We start from the raw sequence: 22,120 nt of genomic DNA, 5'->3' as shown, positions 1-22,120 counted from the left end.
CGGTAGTTTGCGAGATGTCTTGTCTGCACCCCGCACCCCTTCAGGGGCAATAAACAATTGTAGGTGCGATGTCGTGAGGATGTTTGCTAGGCATCTGAGGAAGGTTCGACGACTCACCTGAGCATTCTTCCGGCACGAGAAGTGGTCAGCCAATTCATCACAGTCTCACTGGCTTATGTTTGAGCGGTTGGATCGGGCACCGACAATTAGGACTCGACCATCAGCTCGGCAGTCTGGAGAATATCTTTGAGCTCCTCGAGATGGTTCTCAGCTTTTTGCACTTGCCCTACCTCAAAGTAGGCGAGTGACTTCGCGAGGTCTGCGGAAATTGCCTCTGCCTCGTCTTGGAATCGTTCTATTTGTTCTTGCGTTGATACAATTACGAGCTTTTGAAGTGTTGGATCCGCATTCTGTGCCTTCATCAGGTTAAGAAGGGCCGAATCACGGCTCCCGTTGCGGTGGACCTCAAATGCGTACGCTATCATCCCAAGGTTGGCTACTCGAGTACTCCACCGAACGTCTAATCGTGCGCCGGGGCCAGCATCATATTCATCGCTTACGTCGAATCCCAAGCCATCTCCGATCTCAACGAGTTTTTGCTTGAATTCCTCGTGGTCGAAATCCTCGATCGGTTCGTTTTCACCTGTAATTTCGCCTTCTAATTCTTGGGTGGTATCTAATTCGGAGATGTGGAACAGGAAATAGTCGACGTCAACAAGATCCTCAATTATAGCTGAATGAATTTCGTCTTCTATGTTATCGAGCCGCTGCTTGAGTTCGTTCACCGTCTCCAGAAACGCTACGTATTGTTCCCCACTAGTAAGACGAGCAGGAACATCGTATCCTAGATACTGGAGTGCCTCTCGTGCCCGCCGGTTGTAAATCGCACACTCGTTCGGGTATACAAAGGTGAAGATCTCTGTGATGCTCGCAGGTCCAAGCATATTGACATTCTCGTTCAAGATGTCGAACTTGACTGCAACGTCATCCGTTTCATAGAGTGCTTCCTGGAACTGTTCTCGGACGCTTTCTATTCCGTCTTCGAGTATCTGGTCAACAAGATAGTCTTTATTCGTCCAGCCTCGGAATGCCCAGAGATTCCGAACTAATTCACGAATATCTCCCTCTTCGAGATTCGCGAGAGTCTCCTCTGAGACAAGCTCAGGGAATTCCTGCTTCTTTTCGATACGCTCATCGGAGAACTCGCTACCTGCTTGCTCCACAAAAGCATCGTAGTGCTCTCGCAACTCATCATTCGAGATGGGCATTATGAATTGATTCGACTACAAGGGGTGAAATATGTTGATGTGTTATTCAAAACGCCAACCCTCAGCAAATCATCCGTAATAGACTATTGGACCACCGTACGACCAAGTATGTTCTCATCACTCGATGCACAATAGTGTGTGTCTACTTGTTCCCACCGCCTACTTGAAGACTCAAGGTTGTGGCTGCGCGCGCAGCGAAGCGAGCACGGAGCGGAGGGTGGGGCGGTGGGGCCTGGGTCGGTCCGGCACGTAGCAAAAAAGGAGGATGCGACGACCGGCTATTCCCACCAGCGACCGCGCTCAGGGAAATGCAGGGTCGACCAGCCAGTGAGGGCTACGGAGACGCGCCCATTGTACCAGTTCTTCGCCGCCCCGTGCATCCGAACGCGCTCGCCCTCTTCGATCCAGGGGGCATCTGATGCTTTCCAGCTGGTGAACTTCGTTTTCCCACTGTCGTCTTCGATGAGACCAACTTGGGAAATGGCTGGACTCGACGGCTCCCAAAGCACCGTCACGCGACCTTCGATGCTCACCTCTTTGCGATTGACGTCCTCGAGCGTCCCGATGGGAATCACCGTCCCCGGAGCCGTCTGCAACTCTTCGAACACCCCGACGACCGCGCTCATCAGGTCTTTCCCACCGACCACGGCTTCACCCAGCCGCCGACCAATCGCTGCTCGCGACCAGCCATCCAGTTTCTTCGCCAGCCGCACCGACTGCTTGTTCACCGCCGCCAACTGCTCCTGCGTAAGTTCTGCACGAGGATCACCTCGTTCCGGGTCAGCCATCGGGTTCACGCTCGCCGCCCGCTTCTGGAACTCTGCACGCCGCTCAGCGCTCCGTTTCGCCGCGATATCTCGCGTCCGCTTTTCGCGACCGTCTTGCGTCCCCAGCTCTGCCTGGGCACTGATGCGCTCCAGTTCAGCTTCCCGCGCACGAATGCGCTCTTCCTGTTCGAGGGTCGCACCGTAGATCCGCTCGTCACTGGTGTCGACCATCCCGTCCGGGTGGTTCGCATCGACCTTTGCCTGCACCTCCATCTGCACCGTCGCCTGGAACTCAGGCGTCTCATCGACGACCTCAAAGCCGTCCTCGTCGACTTCCGCTTCGTCCGCGTTTTCGAACGCCTGTTCATCGACCGAAACTACTTCACTGGGAACGTTCTTACTTGACATTGGAATCACTTACAGGGTGATTTCCGACGAAGGCGCTCACGCGCCCGACACCGCGATGCTCTGACATCGCGGTTTTCCGACGACAACGACCGACAGAATCATCTGCGCGCTCTCGCTCGCGCCTTCGCGAGCGCCCCCTGGGGCGCGAGCGAGAGCGCGCCTCAGGGAGGCTACCCAACCAGCACCGCGCGCCGACCCGCCCGGAGCGAGCGGCCAGCGTTAAGCCGTTTCTCGTGTCCGGCCCGGACTGCGGGTTCGTGTCCAGGGCGACGGTCGTAAGCACGGCGAGTCGTGGTGTGACTCGCCGCGCGGAACGGCCCAAAGCGCTGGAACGCGAAAGCCCGCGAGGGGCGCAACCGAAAACGCGCTTAATGCTGGCGTCGAGGGCACATTCATTTTAGCCCGGAACGCGGTCGAGTGACGTAGGAACGAGACCGCGACAGCCCGGAATGGTCGGTCGCGAGCGACGCGGAGGGCGGCATGCGGCGAACGGGGCGAGCCGTGACGAACCACCCGTTCATCCGGTAGCGTCGGACTGAATCAACTAGCGACCCGTTTCTCACCCGGCTTTGTACAGGCAGATCACGGCGAAGCCTGCGGGATGGACGCCCCTCGTCACGCCGACGACCTCAGCCTCTTTAGCAAGTGTTCAAGCTGATCGTCGGATTTTGTCGGGACAATCGAGTTCGAAGGTGATTTGCGGGATGTGCAATTCTCTGAGACGCCACGTTGTGCGTGATAATGGCTTGATAACAGGCCAAGCAGTACTTACTGGAAATATTGGCTGAGAATTTCTTCTACCTCCGCAGGCCCTTCAATGAGGGTGCGGAGGTGTTCCATGACCACCTTGTCATTGATGACCATGAGGTCCGGTCGCTCCAGCAGTTTCATTTGGTATACCTCAGGCTCCTGTCCTACCTCTCTAAATATTCGGCGGAGGTGCTGAAACTCTTCAGAATTGAATGTGTCCCGATGGAACAGCGGATAAACCGCTCTGGAGAAGTTCGCCATATTGAGTTTCAACTCATTAGAGACCACGCTGGAAAGATACGCAGCGAATATTGTGACCAGTGCATCTAAAGTCAGCACAATCAGATACATATTCTCTTCATACGAGGGTTTCATCCGGTCGTGAAACTTGATCTCCTGTTGTCCATCGATATCTAGGACAACGAAGATATGAGCGACAGAGCCGTGCTTGAACGATAGTTTTCTTGCGGACTTTACGTAGTCATCGTGTTTCCCGCTGACCGGCTCCTTCGCGAAATTCGCATCCTTCCCCGATTTGGTGTCGACAAGCCCTAGAATCGGCTCGAAATCTATGAAGTCATAGTTGCCCTCCTCCCAGATGTAGAACACGTTATCCGGAAGATTCTCGCCTGAATCGGCTTCCCCACCCCGCGCTGGCTGTGTCGGGAAGAGGTGCATGAACACCGCCTCGGCAGTGTTTTCGAGGAGTTCCCCACTACCCGGACCGATCTCACCATTTTCCCGGAGCATACGGATATTAGAGAGAATCGAGAGGATGTACTTCGGGTTAGCTTTCACTCGTTTCCTGAGTTCGTCGATGTCGTCCCCGAAGCGCTTGGCCATCACGTCCTCGTCAAGCCGCTCAATCTGTTCGGCAGTATCTAGGTAGTCAGTGAGTAGTTCGCTTTCGCCAATCTTCTGAAACGGGACTGCCTGGACGAGATGGCCAACAGAAAACAAGAACTGGAGTTCAACAATCTCAGAAATCGTATTTCTCGGTGTGATGAGAATTGATGGTTGTCCCAGCTCAATAGCGTCTTCATAGATCTCTTTGATCGTATCCTCGTAGTGCCGCGGCGCATACACCAGATACAGGGTGAAAGCACGGGAGGTCTTCCCGATCACGTATCGCGGGAGATTATCGTCGTTGATCGATGTGACCTCGATATCAAGTTCTGCCGCGATGTCCCGAAGTAACCGGTCGAATGATGGTACGTACCGTATCCGTTCGGATTTAGCGACGGTGCGAAAGTGGTTTGAATGGCATCGAACCTCATACGCGTCATCGGTCTCATCGACGATGATAACCCCGTCACCACAGGTAGGGCATTCAGACGGCTCGATCAACCGTTCTTCGACGTACTGAGTGTCCCTTAGTGCCTCCGGTACATCATCTAATGGGACTGGCTTTCCATGTCCGATAAACGAGCGAATTGGGTCAATCACAGTCCGGTTCATCCATCTCACTCAGAAGGATTTCAAGCGCTTCCTTGTTCCCGGCAGTGATACGAGGACCTCGAAGCGGCTCCCAGTCGCCGGCACTCAGCTTCACATGCTCGTTCTGGATCTTGAAAATCAACTGGATATTATCCTTCTCTGCCTTCTCTAGGTAATCCTCGAAACTAAGCTCAATCCCCTCAATAGTACCGAAAACATGGTTCAGGTCGTCCGCAATTATAGTGAATTCGTCGGTGCTGGTGGCCTGGTCATTAGATATCGAGTACCCGACGAGCCGGAAAGTCTCAACGCGTTGCTTGAGGTCCTCCTTCGTCTCCTCAGGCTCGTCAGACTGGTCAATCTGCTCCGCTGCTGTCTCGGTGCGCTGCTGGACCGCCTCACGTACGGTATCGGCTGTATCGGTCGACTCGTCCTCTACGGCCGCAATCGTGTCCTGCTGGATCTCTTGAACGCCAGGCGAACTCTTCTCTTCCAGCTTCTGGAATAGATTACCGACACCAAAAACATCGGAGAACAGCTCAGTGAGGGTCCCTTCCCAGTTATCTGTTGATTTCGAGAACGTGATTACGGTTTCACCATCTTTGGGTTCAACGCCAATACTCATATTTCGAAGGGGATAGAATGACGTTCCTTCGACCGACGGGTTCACGGGCACATTTTCTTGCCCTGGTGACTGCCTGAACGCGAAGACGTTACGATATTTCCTTCCATACTCCTGTCGGATATCCAGTGCCACCGACGACTCGTTTTCATCGACGGTGGTTTGGATCGGATCAAGATGTTGTTCCTCCACGTTCGCTTTTCGGAGGAAGGCAGTAACCCGATTCTCTACACCATCGAGGTTGAGCTCTTGATCTAGCTGGAACTCTCGCTCGTTCTTGACGGCGAAAAGCTCAGACCTGATGATCATTGACCGGAGCTTGTCCCGACAACCGTTCTCATACACGACCAGTAGAAGCTCATACCGATCCCTCACATCCAAGTCTTCACGACTAATCCCGAGTGATTTGTTGAGGTATTCCTCGGCATAGCGGCGATTGACGTTTCTCTCGCTCAGTATCTCGTAGTCCTCGAGGAACTGTCTCACCTGATCTGTATGCCTATCAGCTAGTACTTCTCGCAGTGTCGGCGCCTTGGTATCCAGCACGTCATCAGCGAACACTTCATAGAGCCGCTCCAGAAACCACTTTGGGCGGGACTCAAGCTCGGAGACCAACTCAGGATCCGGATCCAGCGGTTCTACTGTCACAAGTGAGTCATAACAACGCTATCGGATTTTATAAGTATATCTTCCAGAACGGTGTGAGTAAATCGACACAGGATACACTCCCCTTAGGGTGGGGCCAGTACTGAACGATTTTGTCGGCTGCACACTCAGCCGGCATCTTGGCGGACTCAGAAAGGGCGAGGCCGTCTCGGTCGTCCCCCGACCCCGCAAGCACCGCAGGCACGAGGAGCGCAGCGGCGTCCTCGTGAGTGCAGCGAACGAAGGCAGGGAAGTCGCAGCCCGCGCAATGGAGTGAGCAGGACCGTCTTCCCGGGGGCGCGGGATGCCGAGCGGCCGAGGGCTTTCTATAGAGACAGAAGAACGCGATCACAGCGCACCATTCGATCGCAGACCTACAATTGCGGCGGTGACAAATCGATTCTAAGGTCGTCGAACTGCTCACCGAGCTCGTCTTCAGAGAGATGTTGCAGGAGATACTCAACGAGGTCGTCCTGACGTGGCTGCCCAAACGCCATCCGATAGACTGCAAGCGATTGCTTAAGTTCAGTTAGTCGCTGTTCCTCACGGCTCACTGGAAGCACCGGCGCATGGCGCTCGATACGGGCGCTCTCTCCGTTGCTGTTCGTGAACACCCAATAGGGAACGAGGTCTGTATCAGTTGCTTCAGCGGACCGTGAGGCGTGCTCAAACAGTTCCGACCAAACATCGACGCCGTTGCGTGTTGGGAGGACCTGCGACTGATAGGCCCGTGCCACGTTCTTTCGAACCGCATGTCCCTTGTATCGGTGAACCCGCCCCTCACGCTGTTCAAGATCGACCGGATTCGACGGAAGATTCCAATGCACAACTGCGTGGCAGTATGGATGAAAATCAAGTCCTTCCTGCCCGACCGACGTCGTTGCCAGAACAAAGGGCCAAAATGGGGAGTTGAAGGCACGTCGAACCTGATCGGTTCGAATGGTCGTCGACGAATCGAAATCTTCGACGTCGCCAAACTGCAGCCCGAAATGGCACCGGATACCCTTTTCCTGTAGGTCGATGTCCCCGTCGTGTACTTGAACGTCGTCGAGCTTTGCCGACGCGGTCCGAAGACTGAGTGCTTGGACCATGCGCTCGGAGACAGTGGTAGCAACAACCTCGGGCGGTTCATCCGCTAAGCCGAAATCATTGAGCATATGTACCCACTCGTCGAGGACGGCCTGGAAATTCCCGTCGCGGCAGTACTCCGGGATTCGACGCCAGTAGGGCTCTGCGGGGTGGAGACTCCGAATGAGAGATGTTGTTTCGGGGAGATTGAACACAGATCGAAATCCCCAGCCAACCTGCGCCGCACCAGTAATCGCCGCTTCGAGGTTTGATTCATCCTCTGTGTCAACGATTCGCGTCAGAGCTCGGAGAGCGCAAGTTGCAGGACCGCCAAGCGCAATGTCGGTTAGCGTCTCGACCAGATCATCGGGTGGTGCACCTAGTGGTATCTCGCCAGCTGCCATTTGCCGGAAGCGTGCGATGTGTGCATCCCAGTGTTTGTGCTCGCTCGACGAAGCGCGGTCTGCTAACTCCCCTTGCCAGAGAGAGGCGAGATCAGAACGGCCTAACCAGGCAGTGATCGCCGTTTCATAATTCTCCAGATCAAGCAGAAGTGGTGCGGCCCAGTACCACGCCTCATCGTGAGAGTGAGGTCCTCCGGTGTCAAGTGAATCGTGAGGAACTCGGTCGAGTAGCGGCTGCAGTCGTGATTCAATACGATCAGCAATCGTGGCACGAACCGTCTCTTGGCTCGGACGATCGCGTCCCTCCTCAGTGGGAGTAATCATCGAAGGATCCCCGATGGTTGCGAGCGTGACGCTCGGGTAGAGCAGTGAGAAGAGGGGCATCCCAGTCAGCCGTCCGTCGTTCTCTGCGATACGAAGCAGGTATCCCCGCGTGTTTCGGCCAGTCGAATAGGACGCTTCAGGGTCGAACTCGGAGACGATTCGCCGCTCGGCTTCATAGCTCACCATCGCTGCGATCGATTTTGGAACGACTTGCCAGGAGGAGAAGACGAGGCGCTTCGTCAGGCCCGAAATATCCGGCTCACCAAACGGACCGCCCGGCTCATAATACGGGAGTGAGGGCGGAAGCCACAGGAGACGCCAGGCTCCGGTTTCGATAATGTCGTCAACAAGTGACCGGAGCGTCGCGTTCCGTAGTTCCACACGCTCGTACGACTCGATAGCACTCGCTGAGAGATTTAGATACTGGCTCTCACTGAGCTGTGAGACCAGTTGCGGGTACACGCCTCCATCATCAAGCGCTCGTCTGAACTTCCGCTTCAGCGAATAGTCATTCATAAAGTTCAGCAGATAGGGAGAGGACTTCCAGTAATTCATAATGGACGGCCCCTCCAGCAGTTCGTTAACACTGCGAAGTTCGAGATATGCTTGAACCTCCGGTGGTTGGAGCCCCATCCCGTTTGAGGGTATCTCTGTCAGCATCCCATTCCGGTCTGGAGAGGCTGCAAGCCGTTCAGTTCGCACCATCACCTGACTCAACCGAGACTCGATCGCTGTTTTGAGTTCTAGGAGTTGCTCGTCGATCGAATCGTGTTGCTGGTAGAGTGATCGGCGATAGGAATCGAGCAGCTCCTGTATTTCCTTGGCTGCATCTGGTCCAACGAGGAATTCGAGTGTCCGAACGAAATCTGCAAGATGGTTCTCGTCGCGCTCGTGAGCCATCGTGTACATCTTGTACGGGGTTGCTGAGAGAAGCAGAACACGCGCCTCCGCAGCTGCATTAGAGTATGTGAAAAGTCGTTGGGCGAGGTCTCCTTCTTCAGTATCTCCTTCAAGAAGATGTTTGAAGCGCTGAAACTCGTCGAGGATTATCAGGTCTGGCTCGAGTGCGTCAACACAAACGGACGCGAGGACGTTCCGGATGTCTCCGATTAGGTCTCGACGCCGTTTACGAACGGACTCGGACACTTGACTGTTGAACTGCACATAGTGATCACAGAGATCCTTGAACTCCGTTTTCAACGCCGGGCGATCTTCAAGCGCTTCGATAAACGAGTGCGAGAGCTGCTCGTCGAGATCCACATCGAAATTAGCGACTCGTGAGCGGAAGCGCTGATGGCTTGCACGGCCTTGGAGGACGTTCAGTGGCGCCATACCCTCCAAGTCCCACGGTTCACGAAGGAGATGGTAGAGGACGACGCGTTCTTCCATCCGACCAAGGCTCGATTTCAGATCAAACGAGGTTCCGGGAGTAAATGAAATGTAGTTCACCTTGTTCTCCTCGAAGGAGTGTGTCTCCTTCGGAAGAAGGGTAATCCGAGAAGAGTAGGCGTGTTCTTGATCATCTGAGAGAACGAGGCGATCAAGATTCTGCCGAGCGATACTACTGTTTGAGCAGACGTAGACGATATCGACCCGGTCGAGGTCATCCCACAAGTGCTGAATCGTCTGGGCAATCACTGCTCGGGCGACGAGCGTTTTCCCCAATCCGACCTCATCGGCAATGAGAAATCGGCGTGTGTAGTCCTCATCGGTGTATAATCGATTAAACACATACTTTGCAGTCTGTTGTTGAAACTCCTTGAGCGGTGCTAGTACCTCTGGTATATCGGGCGGTGTTTCATCAGTCATTGCTCACCACCTGATTTGACTGCCCAGATCGGATCGAACACACTAGTAAAGCCATCAGGCAGGACACTTTCCTCATCTGAAACAGCTTCCAGATCAGTCATAAGCTCATGAACTCGGTCAAGCTGCTCTGGATTCTGGTACAGGACGCGGAGAAGCTGTTCCAGTAATGGGAATTGCTCTAATTCACCGTTCCGAGAGGTTCCATCCCAGTCTTTCCAGTTCGTTTGAGAGAGGAGATATCCGAACGTCGTATCGGTATCGCCGAGGAGCAAGGCCAAGAATTGAAGGAATCGACGGCGGTCATTTACAATCGTTCGCAGCAGCCGTTGCCTTCGGTCCGTAGGTGCATTCTCGAGTGGGATATTCAGGACGAAGGTCTCTGATTGTGTTTTGCTTGCTGCTTCAGCCGTCGCCTCGAACGCGATAAAGCTCGTAATGGCCTCGTACGAGAGTGTGAAGGTCGCCAACTCGGGCGAATCAAGTGTGACGTCTGTTGCGGCACGGTCTTGGAGTGATATCGGACGTGCTGTAAGCGACGCTTTGTGTGGCAACGAAAGAGATGTCCCATCAGTACGGAGAGTGAAAACGTATTCCTCTCCTTCTGTACTCTGCTCAACGAATGCAGAGATCTGGCTTGATGCCACGGCTTGCTTGATATCACGAAGTTCCTTCTCCAGCTTCTCTGCGATCGGATCGGGACTCGTCGTCCCATCGTACTGGAATGGTTCGAGCAGATCACGTAGTGACATCTCGCTGTCCTTCTGTCCAAGCAAAACACCGGTACCGCATTTGCTCTTCTTTCCACGAAGCTCGACAAGGAACTCCACATTGTCAGTAAAGGCGGCTCGAGTTGCATTCGCTGACCCCGTATACACGCGGGCATCCCAACCGTCATCTACGAGGAAGAGTTTCGCATGGAGGCTTCGAAGAGCATCCTCGTCATCTTCAAGGGTGGACTCATCGGCGTCCTCGGATGGCATTTCGAGATCGTCGCTCTGCTCGTCTAATTCAGCAGCCCTACTGAGGGTGAAGACCTCGTCCCACGGCTCTAATGCAGTCTCTGTGAGACTTTCGAGTTCTTCCCACCGCGAGATTAGTGTTGCGTGTCGTGACTCGGGGTTGAGTTGGCTGAGCAGCGATCTCGACAGAAACGGCGATACAACGACGAGATCAGTCGAGCGATCTGGGAACGGCCACTGGTCTCTGCTGTCGATTCCAAATGGATGAAAGGCGATCTCTTCAAACGGGTCGGGAGGATCGAAATCGACGCGGCGAATTTCGTCTTGAATCGTTGCGATCCGTTCCTGTCGTTCGTCTCCAAGTTCTCGAACTGCCATGTTCGGAAGCGCCTCGATGAAATCGCCGAGTGGATGGTTCCGTGTGTAGGCATACTCGCGGTCTGTAAGTTTGCCATCGAGCGTGAGAACAGTATCCCACGAACGGGCGTAGGTGAGGTTGCGACTCAGACACAGAAACCGATAGTGAACGGGTGAGTCCGGCGCTGTATACCGGAGGACCCACGTCTTCGGGTGAAACGATCCACTCCCACTCGGCGTCGTCGTCTCGACAACGAGATCCTCGAGAAGCTGATAGAGCGGATGCTGCTGTGAGGGAACGTGTATTCCTCCGGCCTGGCAAAACAGCGTCATGTTCTCGGAGTTCTTTCGAAGTGCGTCGAGAATCGCGACTGGATCGAAATCCTCTGGCTCTGTTCCTACCTGTTGGTGTCTCGTGAAAGCCAGCGGGACGGCGAGTAACGCGGTGAGGTCCAATGAGTATGTAGCCCCGACCGCGTAATCGAGATCGTAACCAGCAGGCGGCCGAAGCGTCTCGTGAAGCAGTGACCGATCCTGGGGCTCGAGCATTACGCAGCCTCCAACCCAGCAAAGATATCTGTTAGGTGGGTTTTCGCGGAACTCCAGCGATAATTCAGCTGCTGTGCACCCGCTTCACCGCCCCACTGCTCAAGCGCACGGGCATCATGCAACCGTGCTCGCCCACGTTTCAGCCGACGCTCACGGTCGCTAATGAGTTGGCGTGCGTCCGCGTCAGCGGAAACGGTATGCGGCGATTCGGTGGCGAGATCGATCCACCGCTCGACGAATTGTCTCATACCCGGTGGTGTAGTGGCACTGGCTCTAGAGACGATGTTCCAGAACCGGTCGATATCCCAGGTATTGAACGCTGTGCGCCGACTATCAACTATCCGGGCCCATTCTTCGAGTCGCGAGGTGTATTTGTCGACGAGCTCTTCATCGTCGGATTTTTGCGCAAGCATCAGGTTATAGAGCAGAGCCGCGCCGTGCATTACCTCAGAGAAGTTTCGCGCATGCGCCAGTATTTCTCGAACGTCCTCTGATAGTTGACCTAAGTATGGGTATTCCCATGGGAATTCAGGGTCTGCATCGAGATGCCCGATATAGAGAACCTCAGCAAGCATGGAATCGGAGACCGATTGCAAGATCTTATCTTGAAGATACTCAGCATCCACGGGACGGAGTTCGAGGGTAGCTGTCTTCGGAAAATCAGAGGGTTGAGAGGGGAGGTTCGGGTCCCAATTCGAGCGTGCCTCGTCGACGACGTCTCCTGTTTCTGTCCGCTGGTCGCGGTGGAGAATTTCATAATAGACATCGAGAGAGTTATGATACTGATTTTGGGAGCCGTTGTAGTGTCTGATATCCCATTCCCCGAGACCACTCCAGTAAATGTTACTCGGAATCCGCTGAAGGTCACCCTTGGCGTATTGACCGATTATTCCGTCCGTGTCCTCATTCTGAAGGAGTGAGTCAATGAGTTGGATTTCATATCGCCGGGCTTTCTTCGCGATGGTATCGGAAGGTGTCCGTCGTTGCTCAAGCTCACGATACATCCAGGGGACGAAAAGGAAATACTTAGCGCGGGTTTGGATGGTACTCGTTCCTGGGAACAGAAGGTCTGCAAATGCATCACGGATACGCCCGATACCGAGTTCATCACGCGTATCACGCTCAGAGAATTGCGAGATGATGTCGAGAGTTCGTTCACGCTCGGATTCAGAGTATGCAAGCCAGGAGAAAGACGACATTCGTGCTGTGGGCCAGCTATTGTGGTCGGACTGACTAAATCTATCGGGTTATTCATCCGATCACGTCTATTTGTTCTGCAGTGATGTCTGGATAGATTTCACGCAAGGAAAGTAACTCGAAGAAAATAGTGTCGGCCACGACTGAGATTTATTTGTCTTTCCTAGGAACACAAGGGCATGGACGAACTGACGCCCTCAGATATAATCCACGGTACAATCACCCGGATCTCAAACAGTGGCAACGGAATTCTTGACTATGGTTCTGGTGAAATCACGATCGGGCCAGTCAATCCAGATGCTGTTGGTATGGCGGTCGACGCGGTCGTCTACGACGAAAATCATGCGTTGTGTCTAACAGCGGGGGCTCGAACCGAATATTACGATAACACAATGCGCGCCCAAACTGGCCAGCTTGTCGATAACCCTCCAGAAGGGTGTCCTGGTATTGGGGACACTGTAGAGGCTACAATTGAAGGGAGAAATTCAGCTGGCCACGGTCCTGCAACGTATCGAGGCTTCCCTGTTCGAGTCCAAAATATACCAGAAGATACTCGTCCAGGAGAAACCATTCCGGTCAAAATAGTACGGGTAGAGCCATCGAGACTAGTTGCGACTGGACTTGTTTCACTCTCGCTTCGCAATCGGCTGCCAGAAATTGGCGAAACGTTCAGTGCCCCGGTTTCTCGACGAACCCAGAGTGGGAACGGGCTCATCGAGTCGTTCATTGGGCATTCCCTCAATATTGGTCCCGTTCGAGATAGTGCTCTCGGAGAACAGATTGAGGCGGTGTTACTTGACGATCAATTCGCCTACTGTCTCTCTACGGATCTCGTTAGCGACAACTACCAAGAAGCAATGGAGTCAAGAGTTACTGACGAAGCACTCGCTCGGTCAGCAAAGCTCCAGGATCACCTTGGGACGGGAGGAGAACCGATGTCGAGGTCTTCCTCCAGAATCCTCCGACCGGTACAACGTCGGAGTTCGACATTCAGCAAACGAGTGAGAGAAGCGTATAACCATGCTTGTGCCGTGTGCGGCCAGCGATGGCAAGATGAGAGCGGCTATTTCGAGGTTGAAGCTGCTCATATATATCCCGTATCCGGTGTCGACGATGACGATTCTCTTGAAGGCGGACCAGATGCAGTTCAAAACGGGTTGGCGCTTTGTCGTACGCACCACTGGGCCTTCGATCATGGTTGGTTCACTATTGACGACGATTACACGATTTGTGTCAGAGACGATCCCTCGTTAGATGGGTATGAGGCGATCGCTCCCTATGAAGGAGAACAACTACATCTCCCAGCAGATCGTTCCCAATGGCCAGCTCGGCACTACCTTACATTTCACCGAGACCACGTATGGACCGGATAGATCAGGGTAGTCGTGAGCGAGAACGGATTGAGGAAGATTATGGCTGAACTGTCGTAGGGGTGGGACTACAGCTATCGAATGACTACCTACAAACGACCTGGCGTCGACGCTATTCAGACTCAGGCTGAAACAACTGCTTCGTCCGCTCCCACACAGAGACTGACTCGTTTTCCTCATCATCCAAACTGATCTGATCCGCAACTTTGGCTTCAAGCCGTTCGACTTCTGCTTCAAGAGCGGCAATTTGCTCGTCTTTCTTGTCAAGTGTTGCTTCGAGTTCTTCAACACGGTCAGTCAGCAACCGGTTCTTCTCAGTCACATATGCTTGAGTACGCTCAGACCCGCCATTCCCAGCGTCGGCAGACGATCCACCGGCAGTTGTCGAGGACTGCGCTGACTCCTCCCCGGACTCTGGATCGTAGAACTCCGTCGCGTTCGCTCTCGCCCGTTCGATTGTCTTCTCGCCATAGGTCGACCCATCAGCGTAGTGAACCTCATCCCACTTCTCGCGCATCAACCCTGACTGTCGGAAGAGCTGGTCCATCCGGACGACGTCGCCACCAGTCCAGAACGCCAGCAGGAAGCACAGCGCCATATCTGCCTCCGAGTGACTATCGTACGAGTGCGTGTTGCCGCGCCACAGCCGTTCGAACTTCTCCCCGTTCGAGGCGTTCCGTGCCTTTGCAAGGAGCTCTGTGTCGTCAAGGTCGACGTCCGTCGACGGTGTCTCACCTGTCCTGGTTGGCTGTGTTGCCGTCTGCTGTGCTTTTGGCGACGACTCCTGGACGTACTCCCGATGGATCGCTGTCAGGGCGTCTTGCCGAGTCGCGACGCGTCGCGGCGTCACGTCGACATGGTCGCCCGTGACCGTGAAGAACCGCGCCGAGTCGTACATCTCGACGCTACCCTTTCGATTTCGCCCCTCTGGGAGATCACCCTTGATGAGTACATGGAAGCCAGTCCCCGACGGCGATACCTCCGTATAGGAATCAAGTCGGGTGACGATGTCTCGAGCGTCGTCGTCGACGGTGTTCGTCCCTGGGTCGCGACAGTCATCCAGGTCAATCCCGACGATTGGATCGTCATTGGTGAACACGAATCCGAGGCCATCAACATCGGCAGTCGCGGTGTATGCAGTTGCTGTCTCGAATTCCGTCCACGTCCCTTCGTCCGTTGCCGAGGCGAACTCGCCACTCCTCGGTGTGATCGGAACTTTCGTCGGCTTCCCATCTCGCTCGACCTCCCGCCAACAGATCCACTGGTCGTACTCGACGAGCGTTTTTGGTATCTCAGTCTGGTCGATGACAATGTTCTCATTCATGGCTTGTCTCCTACCCGGACCCCTGGTCCACTCTCTTTCAGCCTTTTGATAAACCCGCTCTGCGGGATGCGCTGTGTCGCAACTTCTTCTCCAACGGCCACCCCCCACTCTATACTAGTTGGTTTTCCTCGACCGGACCTCATAGACGGCGGCGCAGTCATGCGGTTATACCCTAGACGGGTATTGCCGTCCGGCGATTCCGGCCTGAATCCCCATACCTCCTGATCCAGGTTCAAGATAAAATCGCATGACTGCGTAGGAGTGAGGCGTCCCGTCCAAGGACGTGTTTCTGACTTGCGTTGGTGAGGATGTCGGGTGAGTAACCCTAGACAGGTTCTGTCCACCCTAGACGGGCTACGCCGTCTGCGACTTTTCTGGGATATTCGCGCTTCAGAGTACCCTCCCTTAGACGCCTGTGTCCAGAGTCTGCCTGTCCCCCTAGACGGACACTTCCGTCCGGCGATTTCGTCTACAACCCGATACTGAACAAAATATTGATGCATGTTCATTCGAGGAGTTCACACCCAGACTCAGAGAGTTCAATGTCGGTGTAACAGTACGTCCGTTCCCCATTATTGCTGACACGTTTGTCACCACAATCGACATGTTCGCGTAGGCGCTTCGAGAACGAACTCTTCTCAGGGACGTCCCCGCCATGCTGGATCGACCAGATGGTGAACGCTTTGTAGATCCGGTCTTTCGGTGTGACAGCATCAGGATCTTCACGGAGGTATCTAGTGACGAAGGCCGACAGCAGCTCCTCGGGGTCTTCAGGATCGAATTGAAGAGGAGAATCCCCTTCAGTAGGTCTGTCGGCAACCTTCGGGGAGGTATTCTCACTGGAATCGCCACTTGCGATACTCTCAGCGCCGTCTCGTTCAATTGAATCAGCCTGGTCTGGCGTGCCTTCAGTCTGATCATCACGAGACGTCGCGAGGAGTGGAGAGTCCATGAGGAGAGTCGATAAGGGAGATGTGGACTCTGCCGAATCATAGACCACGGCTTCCCCGTCGGAAGCAAGAATCACGATGCGGTAGGTATCACGCCCATAGTCCGGCACTGGGAGTTCGTTCTCGGGGATGAACGGCTTCTTAATCGTGACCCACTCGGCGTCGAAGGCAGCTTTCGAGTCGTATGTATGTCGGGTGCCATCGGCAGTGACGACGTACTTGTTGGCCTCTGCATCGTACGTGTAGACTCCCGGCACGTTGTGTTCGGTGGCCGATGCCTCTCCGAGGATTCGTCCCTGCTCGATGCCTGCACTATCGACGAGGATGATATCCTCCTCTCCTCGTCGCCAGATCGTCCGTCGAGAGTCGCCTTCACCAGTAACGGGGCGAACGGCAGGGAATCGTTCACCTGTCGAGACCCGCCGAACGTGGAGCGGTTCGTCGTATGTGTAGAGCTGTGTTTCCCCGTTCGAGAGCTGTTTGACTGGGGGATGGAGGATTCCCTCAATGCGTTCAGCCCAATACGTCTCCGTCTCACCAGGGCGAACAACAAACAACGGAATCGAGTCCTCGTCCTGTGCTTTTTTCAGGTTGGTGAGTACCTTGATCGGGTTCTCTGGTGTGGTCGTCTCGACCTCGATGGCGAACTCGTTATCGAGCTCGGGGTGAGTCGCTCGTGCATCGGGCTGCTCACTCCCATCCTGTGTGATGAGTTCGACGGTGAACCCAGCCGTCGTGAGTGCCTCCTCAATCTCGAGAATCCCATCGTCATGGGCTTGCCCACCGGCGGCTTGGACATCACCTAGCTCCGGTGTCACGGCCTCCTCACCCGCCTCAGTCAACCGAACGACCAACGTGTTCGACTCAGCGTCGATATCCACCGTCAGCAACTGCGAGTGCTCGCGGACGTCGGCGAGTGTCTCGTAGTCCGGTACCCCTCCATCGATGCCTGCCTCACCAGCAACGTCGGCAAACACTCGTTGGAGTTCAGTATCTACAGCCTCGACAGGTACCCAGTCGTTCTCTTCGCGGACGCCCTCGCGGAGTTGGAGGGCCCGAATCACATGTGCAAGCGCTTCGTCGAGATCGCCATCAGCGGCACCAAGTCGATTCCGAAGTTCTTCCGGGACAGCATCCGCTGGCGATGCGTTCCCATCCTCGACACCGTACACGTCACGAGTTCGAGACCGCACCACCTCAAGCGACTCTTGAAATCGCGCATCTTCAGCATCGCTTAACGGAGCGTCACTCGCGGGGTGCCCGGCGGGAACGGGTGGGGCTTGGACATAGAACGGATTCGGGTCAGGTGCACTGAACTGGGGGCTGGGGACGTCGACCAACCACTCGTCGTTCGCGAGCGAGTTCACCCGGTTTCGGAAATCCACACGGTCCATGTCCTCGTGGGCTAATGCCCCGGCGAGTTCGTCGTCCACGTGGATGTTTCCGATGAGTTTCGTCCCCGTATTCCGAAGCGTGTTCAGGTACGTCTCTCGGTCGCCGGATTCGAGAATCTGTTCCGGGAACTGTGTCGCCAGTTCGAGCGAGACATCGAACTCGCGGCCACGGGAGAGCAATTCGCTGATCGTGTCCGTTGCGACGACTGAGGCGGCCTCGTCGATCAAGACGTTGATCACGTAGTTGTCGGGCTTGCCAGCCGAATCATCGCGATGCGACTCTCGAACAGCATCGTAGAGGCTCGTGAGAAGGGCCCCTGTGAGGACGGTCGCCGGATCGTCTCTAAGGCGCCCAAGGTCGAAGATGATCACCTGCTGCTCGTGGATGCGGTCTCGGAAGTCGAAATTCGAGGTCGTGTTGTCGAACAGCCGACGGAGGCGGACGTCTTCGGTGATGTACTCCATTCGGGTATCGAGGCCACCCATGATCGTCGAGAACGTCTGAGCGTCGCGATTGAGCAAGTGGTCGAAGGTCTGGCGGGCTTCCGGGTCACTCGATTGCGGGACGCGATCGGGATTTCGGTTCGGCGGGCCGGCCTGCCAGACCTGATGGACGACATGACGCAGTTGGGCATGGCTGAATGCATCGACGCTCTCGCGATACCGGCCATTCTCGAGGCCGTGCTCGGCATCGTACATCGTCTTCACGAGGTGCTTGATCAGGGTCGGTGCGACGCTCGCTCGCTCGTATTTCTCCGTGCCCATCGCGAGTTTGAGCACTTCCTCGTAGTGGTCGGCTTTGTGCTGGGACGCGGTCACGCGGTCGAAATCATCGTACTCGAGCGTTGGCGCAATATCGAAGAACGCGAGGCCCGGTAACACCTCGTGGACCGGGAAGTACAGGACGTTCTCCTGGAAGTCGTCGAACCCAAAGCGGGCAGCATGAGCCCGCATGTAGTTCGTAGCGAACCCCCCACCCTTCGAGTCGAGTATGATAACCGGACCACTCGTGTCATCGTACGCAGAAAGTGCATCGTTAGTGAGGCCGATCGTTTTCCCATGACCCGGTGGGGCACACCGGAGGATATGCCGTTTCTGTAGACTCGGTGGAAGCTGGACTGGTTTAGAATGGGGTTGCCCATTCGACCCTAGCGCAGGACCGAGAGTTATCCCACTATCGAACTGTTGCAGTCGCTCAGCCGGCGGTTCCGGTGGTGGCGTCCGACTCTGCTGCTTCGCTCGAGTACCACGTGCCCCCACCCTCGAGAGCGTCTCTCCCGATGGAACGGTAATGAGATTCGCCAACTCTTCGGCGTTCAGTACGAGGTCAAACCGTGTCTTTCCTCTCCCAGTCACGAGTTCGCGATCCAAGAGTCGCTCAAGAGCGGCGCGAGCGTACTGTTCACTCGCTGTCTGGCGAAAGCCACTGGCTTGGAGGCGGTGTCCCTCGAAGCCGTAGAACCGGCCATCGAGGGTATCGAGAGCGGTTGCGAGAGCATCAAGTCGCGAGTCAAGCTGCGTTTCGGCGGTCTCGTCCCGTGGACATGCGACTGCCCGTACGTTGACGGTGAACGTTCGCTTTGGTTTCTTCGCCTGCACACACTCCAGTCGAGCCTCGTCCTGCCCACTTAGGTTGGGTTCGTCGGGCGTAACGGGGTCAAAGAAATCACGGGCTTTCCCGTACAGTGTATCCAATCCGTGTTTGATGTCGTGCTCGCGCTGCCAGGCCTCGGCTGACCAGTCGGGCTTGCGCTGGAAGACGACCTGAAACGCCATCGGAGAGTCAGCCTCGACGAGCGTGTCGATCACAGCAGCTAGCGGAACCCGTGTCTCCGTGTCGTCACTGATGACGGCGGTGTCAACATGGTCTGTGAAGGGCGTGATTGTCGTCATCCAATCGAGCTTGCGCTCAGCGACACCATGCCAGCGCACACCCATCGGGACGACCTCCTCTACAGAAGGGCGAGCGAGGATTTGACCGTCATCGGTCAGCGTCGGTTGTGTCAACACCATCGGGTCGTCGACAGATCGAACTCGGTCGACTCTCAGCACTCCGTCGCCGTACTCCATCGTTGCGTGACTGGAACCTGTGGCGTCAGAAGTGGTCTGCGTACCACCATCCTCCAGAACTGCACGCTCGCTCTCGACTGGGCGTAAATCATCCTCGGTTGGCTCAAAGTGGAGCTGTCCGTCGGCGAGACGGTCGATGAACTCCTCACATGAATACGCAACTGGGGGAATGAGCTTCGTCGCGAGGTCCAGTTCAGTGCGGTCGATGTCGAACGTCGTGGGGTAAATCGACCGGAGCCGATCTTCGAGCGCATCAAGATCGCCGTCCGTCCCGTAGTAGAACTCGACTGGTGCATCCGTGCCCTCGCTTACAGCCAAGAACTCGAATCGGGGCGGGTACGAACTCGTTCCCGGGAGGAATCGTGCGAGCCCGCTCGGCTGCGATTCCACCGTGAGTTTGTGGAGACTCGCGAGTGCGTGTGCGATATCACCCACGTGCAGTGGCTGTGAGGACGGTCGGACGCGGAGATAGTCGCGGGGTTCACTCATGCATACACCTCCGAATCAGGTGCTCCGTCAGGCTCCGAATCGTCCTCGGGAGGATCGACAATCTCCATCTCTTCGGGGAGTGCGGTCACCTTTACCGGGTATCGCCCCTTGTCCTCGACACAGACCAGTGCGTGACTGTAGCCTCGCTCTCGCGTCCCTGGTTTCGCACTCCGGAGGAACTCCGCCTCACGAGCGGTCAACCCCAGCTTCTTCCGATGGGCCTCTGAGAGTCCTGGGAGCCGCTGGAGAATCTTGATCGAGGACTCATTGGCGAGGACTTCGGCCTTCTCGTGGACGAAGAAATCGCTCATCTCCTGTGTGACGAGGTGGACGCTCAGATCGTGATGCCGGGAGTGACGGTAGGCTCGTTCCAGCCAGTCGAGTGAGCCCTCACTCTGCATGAGGTAGTGCGCCTCGTCGATTGCCAGAATCACCCGCTTGTCCGTCTGCTTGGCCCGCTCGTAGACTGTATCGAACAACAGTTGCAACATCAACGCAATCTCACGGTCAGCTTCGCCTTGCTGGAGATCGAGATAGGTGACCTTCTCGCCCTCTAGGCTAATCTCGGATTGGCCAGCGAGGTTCGCGAACTCACCATCACCCGTAAACGGCCGCATCGCGATTCGGAGGTCTGCCGCTCGACCCTCCCAGCGGTCGGCCTCCTTCGACGTGACGTCCGTGAGGTCCGAGGCAGCGTCGTCGATGAACGTGGGCATGTCCTCCGCCATCTCCCCGAGGATAGCGAACACGTCGAGAATCGTCGGACTCTCGTTGCTGTGCGTAGCGGGGTCCTTGTCGATGCCCTGGCGGCGATAGGCTTCGTGAACGGCGTCACTGAGAATGGCATGTTCCTGCTTGTTGAGACCCTCACCAGTGCTGTCGATGTGGGCGAAATACGTCGCGAAGAAACCCATCACGCTGGAGGTCCGCTGCCCGTACGGGTCCAGGTCGCGAGTGGCGTTGAGGACGCGCTGTGGCGTCTGTTCGATTTCGAGCGGGTTGAGCTGCCGTCGCCCCCCAATCACGATGTGCTCGGCGTTGAGTTCGTCTGCGAGGCTTCGAAAGCCCTCCAGCGGATCGACCATGATGAGGATCGTCTCGGGGTCCTTCGCCACTTCACGGAGATTCAACAGCTTCGCCGTGACGGACTTCCCGGAACCGATTTTCGCAGCGGCAAGGATGTTGTAGCCGTTCGGGCGCTGATAGCGGTCGACGATGACTGGCGCATCCGTCGTCGCGTGATAGCCGTAGAGGACGCCTGATTTTTCGATGACGGTGGACGCCGAGAAGGGGAAAAGCGACCCGAGTGCATCGCCAAGCATCGGAGTCGTCGCACTCGGCAACCACTCGCTGACAGCATCCTTCGCGATCGGGCTCGCACTCACGAGTCCATCGGACTGGTCGTAGTCAATAGACCGGACTGTGAGCTGCTGCTTTTCGAGTTCCGTGCGAATACGCTGGCAGCGTTTCTCGACCTGGTCTTTCGTCTCGCCCCGAACCGGGAGGTAAACTGAAGTATCGAAAATCGTCTGCGAGCCATTCGTGAGCTGATCGAGTACCTCCTCGTGCTCCCGGATCCGACGTTCGGTCAGACCAATCGAGGGGTCACCGTTATCCTGTTTGCCGCGACGAACGGTTTCGAGGTCACGAATCGCGTTCTCGACCTCGGTGATTGCCTGATCGGTGCTTCGTGGCGTCGCGTGAATCGAGAGGCCGACGTCAGCGCTCGGATGCGTGGTGATTGCATCAAGATGCCCCGGATTGGCGGTGTCCGGCCATTCGGTAATCAGTAGCGTCTTCACCCAGTGGTCGTTTGATTGGACGGCATCCGATTCGAGTTTCACGCTCGAAGGGGCAACCATTCGCGCGTGGTGCTCGGTGCCGTCTTCGAACGTCTCGGTCTCGTCGTCGACCTCGATATCGGTGAAGCGCTCAAGGAGCGTTTTTACGAGCGGCATG

The 22,120-nt window shown here is 55.7% G+C and carries 11 protein-coding genes and 1 pseudogene; 1 reads left to right on the top strand and 11 read right to left on the bottom strand.

Annotated features, from left to right (window positions below):
• Positions 1-206: 206 nt before the first annotated feature.
• The 8 genes and pseudogenes from NKI68_RS22770 to NKI68_RS22740 all read right to left on the bottom strand — a co-directional run bounded on the left by NKI68_RS22770 (position 207) and on the right by NKI68_RS22740 (position 12,566).
• Positions 207-1,268, bottom strand: coding sequence for a hypothetical protein (locus NKI68_RS22770; RefSeq protein ID WP_254547330.1), 1,062 nt, complete (start codon positions 1,266-1,268; stop codon positions 207-209).
• Between the two features lie 278 nt (positions 1,269-1,546).
• A complete protein-coding gene (locus NKI68_RS22765) occupies positions 1,547-2,443 on the bottom strand; it encodes a DNA-binding protein (protein WP_254547329.1) in 897 nt (298 codons plus the stop codon).
• A gap of 562 nt (positions 2,444-3,005) precedes the next feature.
• A pseudogene (locus tag NKI68_RS24020) lies at positions 3,006-3,128 on the bottom strand (transcription initiation factor IIB family protein); the annotation flags it as partial.
• An 83-nt stretch (positions 3,129-3,211) separates the two neighbouring features.
• Positions 3,212-4,639, bottom strand: a complete 1,428-nt coding sequence (locus tag NKI68_RS22760; protein WP_254547384.1) for a hypothetical protein — start codon at positions 4,637-4,639, stop codon at positions 3,212-3,214.
• On the bottom strand, positions 4,632-5,900 hold the full coding sequence (locus NKI68_RS22755; protein ID WP_254547383.1) for a hypothetical protein: 1,269 nt from the start codon (positions 5,898-5,900) through the stop codon (positions 4,632-4,634). Before NKI68_RS22755 ends, NKI68_RS22760 begins: the two co-directional genes overlap by 8 nt.
• Before the next feature lie 371 nt (positions 5,901-6,271).
• Positions 6,272-9,502, bottom strand: coding sequence for a C-terminal helicase domain-containing protein (locus NKI68_RS22750; protein ID WP_254547382.1), 3,231 nt, complete (start codon positions 9,500-9,502; stop codon positions 6,272-6,274).
• Positions 9,499-11,367, bottom strand: coding sequence for a phospholipase D family protein (locus tag NKI68_RS22745; RefSeq protein ID WP_254547381.1), 1,869 nt, complete (start codon positions 11,365-11,367; stop codon positions 9,499-9,501). The genes NKI68_RS22750 and NKI68_RS22745 overlap by 4 nt, the downstream gene beginning before the upstream one ends.
• A complete protein-coding gene (locus NKI68_RS22740) occupies positions 11,367-12,566 on the bottom strand; it encodes a DUF6361 family protein (protein ID WP_254547380.1) in 1,200 nt (399 codons plus the stop codon). The genes NKI68_RS22745 and NKI68_RS22740 overlap by 1 nt, the downstream gene beginning before the upstream one ends.
• Before the next feature lie 177 nt (positions 12,567-12,743).
• Here NKI68_RS22740 and NKI68_RS22735 point away from each other — a divergent pair, with 177 nt between their 5' ends.
• Entirely contained in the window at positions 12,744-13,937 is a 1,194-nt protein-coding gene (locus NKI68_RS22735; protein WP_254547379.1) for an HNH endonuclease, read from the top strand.
• Between the two features lie 109 nt (positions 13,938-14,046).
• Here NKI68_RS22735 and NKI68_RS22730 read toward each other — a convergent pair whose 3' ends face one another.
• From NKI68_RS22730 to NKI68_RS22720, 3 genes are all read right to left on the bottom strand, one after another.
• Complete coding sequence (locus NKI68_RS22730) at positions 14,047-15,258, bottom strand: phage NrS-1 polymerase family protein (RefSeq protein WP_254547378.1); 1,212 nt, start codon at positions 15,256-15,258, stop codon at positions 14,047-14,049.
• A 505-nt stretch (positions 15,259-15,763) separates the two neighbouring features.
• The gene (locus tag NKI68_RS22725) at positions 15,764-20,161 is read right to left on the bottom strand and encodes a type IV secretory system conjugative DNA transfer family protein (RefSeq protein WP_254547377.1); all 4,398 of its coding nucleotides are present in this window, start codon (positions 20,159-20,161) and stop codon (positions 15,764-15,766) included.
• A complete protein-coding gene (locus tag NKI68_RS22720) occupies positions 20,158-22,119 on the bottom strand; it encodes a VirB4 family type IV secretion system protein (protein WP_254547376.1) in 1,962 nt (653 codons plus the stop codon). The genes NKI68_RS22725 and NKI68_RS22720 overlap by 4 nt, the downstream gene beginning before the upstream one ends.
• Between the last annotated feature and the right edge of the window lies 1 nt (position 22,120).

It is taken from the genome of Halomarina pelagica (genome assembly GCF_024228315.1).
Taxonomy (GTDB): Archaea; Halobacteriota; Halobacteria; order Halobacteriales; family Haloarculaceae; genus Halomarina; species Halomarina pelagica.
Note: the sequence above shows the minus strand (reverse complement) of the source record. Positions and strands in the feature narration are given on the sequence as shown.

Bases quoted from the DNA above. Each gene is read 5' to 3' on its own strand.
- NKI68_RS22735 (WP_254547379.1), top strand. From the start codon at position 12,744: ATGGACGAACTGACGCCCTCAGATATAATCCACGGTACAATCACCCGG.
- NKI68_RS22740 (WP_254547380.1), bottom strand. From the start codon at position 12,566: ATGTCGTCTTTCTCCTGGCTTGCATACTCTGAATCCGAGCGTGAACGA.
- NKI68_RS22725 (WP_254547377.1), bottom strand. From the start codon at position 20,161: ATGAGTGAACCCCGCGACTATCTCCGCGTCCGACCGTCCTCACAGCCA.
- NKI68_RS22770 (WP_254547330.1), bottom strand. From the start codon at position 1,268: ATGCCCATCTCGAATGATGAGTTGCGAGAGCACTACGATGCTTTTGTG.
- NKI68_RS22720 (WP_254547376.1), bottom strand. From the start codon at position 22,119: ATGCCGCTCGTAAAAACGCTCCTTGAGCGCTTCACCGATATCGAGGTC.
- NKI68_RS22750 (WP_254547382.1), bottom strand. From the start codon at position 9,502: ATGACTGATGAAACACCGCCCGATATACCAGAGGTACTAGCACCGCTC.
- NKI68_RS22730 (WP_254547378.1), bottom strand. From the start codon at position 15,258: ATGAATGAGAACATTGTCATCGACCAGACTGAGATACCAAAAACGCTC.
- NKI68_RS22765 (WP_254547329.1), bottom strand. From the start codon at position 2,443: ATGTCAAGTAAGAACGTTCCCAGTGAAGTAGTTTCGGTCGATGAACAG.
- NKI68_RS22745 (WP_254547381.1), bottom strand. From the start codon at position 11,367: ATGCTCGAGCCCCAGGATCGGTCACTGCTTCACGAGACGCTTCGGCCG.